We start from the raw sequence: 712 nt of genomic DNA on the forward strand, positions 1-712 counted from the left end.
GAGAGAAAAGACGACGCAATTTATTCATCACCTGGCCAGGTTGTTCTTTGTTTATAAACTGGGTCTCTACGATGACCTTTTCAAGATGGTCAAAGAACATTTCTAGCTCTTTATGACGAGGGTACTCTTCGACTTCAACTGGTGAGAATTGTTTCTGCTCAAGATTAAGATGAGCAACACGAACTTCATAGCTTAGCGTTTGAACCGCCATAGCTAAGTTCAGGGAACTGTATTCAGGGTTAGCAGGAATGCATACATGATAGTGGCACTTTTGTAGCTCTTCGTTAGTTAGGCCTGTTCTTTCACGCCCAAACACTAAAGCTACCGGATGTTTTTGGCCTTCAACTGCAAACTTTTCACCACATTCACGTGGCTCAAGCATTGGCCATTCTAATGTGCGAGAGCGAGCACTTGAACCTACCACAAGACCACAGTCTTCAATAGCTTCTTCCAGTGTGCTTACGACTTGAGCATTCTGAGCGATATCAGCGGCACCAGCGGCCAGTGCTAGCGTTTGTTCATCCACTTCACATTGTGGATCGACCAATACAAGTTGGCTTAAACCCATCACCTTCATTGCTCGGGCTGCTGAGCCAATATTGCCAGAATGTGAGGTACCTACGAGTACGACTTTTACTTGATCCAACATCTGTGTTTGCTACCTAAATTAAAACCGCAGGATGTTACCATAGTTTTTTAACACACCCTAGGG

General features: G+C 44.5%; 1 protein-coding gene. It reads right to left on the minus strand.

The features are described from left to right. On the minus strand, nt 1-649 hold a 649-nt coding region (trmJ, locus tag R7O13_RS27020), incomplete at its 3' end, for a tRNA (cytosine(32)/uridine(32)-2'-O)-methyltransferase TrmJ (RefSeq protein ID WP_318305221.1). Between the last annotated feature and the right edge of the window lie 63 nt (nt 650-712).

The sequence above is a fragment of the Vibrio sp. Y176 genome (assembly GCF_033438945.1).